Raw genomic sequence first — 3,165 nt, 5'->3', positions numbered from 1 at the left:
ATTATTCTTTTCGAACTATCCCAACAACCCACATACTTAAGGCGCCTTCTCTATTAGGATTTTGGAAAAATTTTAATATCTATTTAATAATAATATTATCAAATAAAACCGTGTGAAGGGAACCAGCACTGAAATGTATTGGTGAAAAAAGCTGAATATTTTTATCTGGGTGAAATAATTTGAATAAAAGAGGGAAGAAGAATTTTAATCCCATAGAAAAAAAGAAAAGAGAAAAGTTCAGAGCCAGAATAATTTCTGAAGGATATGTAGACTATAGGGAAGACTCCGAATTCTACCGAGAAGAAGAGGAAAATAGGGAAAATAATTAAACTGGTTTTCAGAGCCGCCAACCTATTGAATACTAAAAGAAAAATATTATGTTAAAGTGATTTTTATAATTCACACTATATTCCTTTTCTTTCTTCTTATAATTTTTTAGAGTTTGTCGGCATTTTCCAAATTATTACTTTTTTAGTTAGTAATTTTAGCGCTTTATTAGATGATTTTCTACCTTTTGAAATTTTTTTCTCATAAAAATAAAAGGTAAAAATTTAATAGTTTAATATTTATATGATAAGAGAAACGTACTTGTTAGTTTTTTTGGAGGTTGGGTTGGTTTTGAAGGTTGTTTATCACAAGATGTATAACATTGTTTATGCTTCTGACCCTGCTGCAAAAGCTGGGCGTATCGAAAGTATTTATAATGTTATTTCTCCCCATTTTGAGTTTATGGAGCCTAAACCTGCTACTGAGGAGGATATACTAAGAGCTCACAGCGAGAGGCATGTTGATTCTATTAAGTCGGATAAACGGTTATATGAGGTGGCTGCTCTTGCTGCTGGTGGGGCTATTGCCGCTGCCGAACTTGCTTATGATGGTGAGCCTGCTTTCGGTTTAATTCGTCCTCCAGGACACCATGCTTCTAGTGACTCTTGTTGGGGTTTTTGTTTCTTCAATAACATGGCAATAGCGATTTTGAAACTGCGGAATGAGGGTAAGGCCGATAAAGTGTTTATCCTGGATATCGATCTACATTTTGGAGACGGAACAGTGAATATTTTGGGCGACTTAAAGGGAATATCCATTATGAATCCGAATCATGGAGGTAGAGAAGCTTATTTAGAGCAGGTTTCAGAACAGTTAAAAGTGGAAGCTGCTAGGGGCTGTGATATTGTCGCGGTTTCTGCGGGTTTTGACGAGTACGAGTTAGATTGGGGAGGCAGACTCAAAACCGAGGATTATAAAGAAATAGCTTCCATGGTCAAGGAGTTTTCCATTAAAAATTGTGCAGGAAGACGCTTCGCCATTTTGGAAGGCGGATATTATCATCCCGACCTAGGTAAAAACGTAAAGGCGTTTTTAGACGGATTCGGTTAAAAAACAAAAACTATTTAAAGAAATAAGTCAATAAAACATAAGTAATTTTCACCCCCTTTTGAATTTACATTCTTTTGAAAAAAAGATTATTATACCCATTTTTCATACATATAACATGAAGATTACAAATAAACCAGAAAAGGCGTAAGACATGGAGAAGAGTTTTGGAGAAATCGCTGAAAAAATTGCCAAGTTTATGCCTAAAAAATGCTATGTAGCATTCCTAGAAAACAGTGGAAACCTTCTCTGGTCCTCCCTTACAAGCGAATCAGCGGATGCGGTAAGTAAATTACGTGGGGTTTTTCCAGTTTGGGACATTGGTGATTATCAGCTCAAAAAATTGTCAAAAAGCAACCTGCTAGTTTACAAGGTTTCTCCCCGTATTGTCCTAGCAATAGAAAGCTATGAGAAAGAAGGAGTTCTAATAGTTACTGGTAAACGTTTAGAGGAGAATTATTTAGAATTATTTTCAGAAATTGAAAGCCAACTTCCCGCTCCAAAGGAAGAAGAAGTTATCGAAGTTCCCACAAAAGAAGTCAGTCTAGGACTAGTAAAAGAGGGTTTCACCGCCGAAGAAATAGGAGTAGCTGAACCAACAGTAGGCGTGATTCCTTCAGAAATAGTTGAGGGTGAGATGCCTCGAGAACCCTCCACGGTGACTCCTCCCGCTGGAGAAGTGGAGGAAACTATAACAGTGAGTTTTCCTATTCTTGTCGACAATAAGATTCTCAAGAAGGTTAAAGAGCCGATGGCAATAGCTATTCTTCAGCTCTGTGACGGTGATCACACCATAGATGATATTGCTGAGGAACTCGGTATATCCAAAGCTCGAGCAATGATAACAACCGGTGATTTTAGTGCGAAGGGAGCCATAAGATATATTTCAGGCATTAGAAAAATTAAGAGGTGAAAAAATTTTGGGTGTAAAAGGTGTATTAGCATGGAGAATTAAAGCCGAAAAAATTAACATACTAGTTTATAGATCCCTAATACAAGCTTTAATTAGCTATTTAACGAAAATTCATGGAGACCCAGCAAAAGTTAACCAGGAGTTAAAAACATTAGGGAGAGATATGGGTGAATTCATCTATACTAGATATCTTGCTGCAACTCGGAGGCCTGCAAAAAATCTGGAAGAATTAGCTGATCCCAAGTCAGCCTATAATCTTGGATTCAAATTTTTCACAGGAACAACTTTTGATAAAACCGAATTTAAAAAGGAAGAAAACGACGTTTACATAACTTATTCCATAGCGGATTGCCCACTATGCAAAGATCTAGTCTCCCCATCACCACAATTGTTTATGTGTAATACATTGTCCGGAATCTTGGAATGGATCGAAGAACAAAGATTAGCAGAGTGGGGTGCAGACTCGGTTACTTGCAACGAGACGCTTTGCCGAACCCGCGGAGACCCTGTGTGTCGTTTCGTATACCATTTCCATATGAAGGAACCTGAGTTATTCTAAAAGCCCATTTTTTGGGAGGAGTGGCGTTTCTTTTTATTGCAACTGTTAAATTAAATAAAACTGCGAATCGTCTTGGATTTTTTGCCTATCTGAAACATTGGTTAACATTTTTTTCGTTCTCTCCTATTTTTTTAATTCATGAGAATTAAATTTTTATAATAAGGGTGAACTATTTTTACAGGAATCTTTGGCGGAAAGCCCCCGACTTTAGTCTTGGGGATGAACCGTCAAAAAATTTATAGGCTGATGTGTTGACAGATATATTGGTATCAACAGATGGAATACAAGCATTCCCGAAACCAGGTCTACCTCATCAACT

The 3,165-nt window shown here is 37.0% G+C and carries 4 protein-coding genes; all 4 read left to right on the top strand.

Going from position 1 to position 3,165, the window contains the following annotated elements; translation table 11 throughout:
* The first annotated feature begins 179 nt into the window (after positions 1 to 179).
* The 4 genes from ACUVXA_RS18765 to ACUVXA_RS18750 all read left to right on the top strand — a co-directional run bounded on the left by ACUVXA_RS18765 (position 180) and on the right by ACUVXA_RS18750 (position 2,846).
* Positions 180 to 329, top strand: coding sequence for a hypothetical protein (locus ACUVXA_RS18765; protein WP_445872816.1), 150 nt, complete (start codon positions 180 to 182; stop codon positions 327 to 329).
* Positions 330 to 612: 283 nt separating this feature from the next.
* Positions 613 to 1,377, top strand: coding sequence for a histone deacetylase family protein (locus tag ACUVXA_RS18760; protein WP_445872815.1), 765 nt, complete (start codon positions 613 to 615; stop codon positions 1,375 to 1,377).
* A gap of 151 nt (positions 1,378 to 1,528) precedes the next feature.
* Positions 1,529 to 2,287 carry a hypothetical protein gene (locus tag ACUVXA_RS18755; protein WP_445872814.1) on the top strand — a complete coding sequence of 253 codons (759 nt, stop codon included), beginning with the start codon at positions 1,529 to 1,531 and terminating at the stop codon, positions 2,285 to 2,287.
* A gap of 7 nt (positions 2,288 to 2,294) precedes the next feature.
* Positions 2,295 to 2,846: a hypothetical protein gene (locus ACUVXA_RS18750; protein ID WP_445872813.1), complete on the top strand. Its 552-nt coding sequence runs from the start codon at positions 2,295 to 2,297 to the stop codon at positions 2,844 to 2,846.
* Positions 2,847 to 3,165 lie beyond the last annotated feature (319 nt).

This window comes from Candidatus Jordarchaeum sp. (assembly GCF_052745115.1).
The sequence above is the reverse complement of the archived record's forward strand: the minus strand, read 5'-3'. Positions and strand labels throughout refer to the sequence as shown.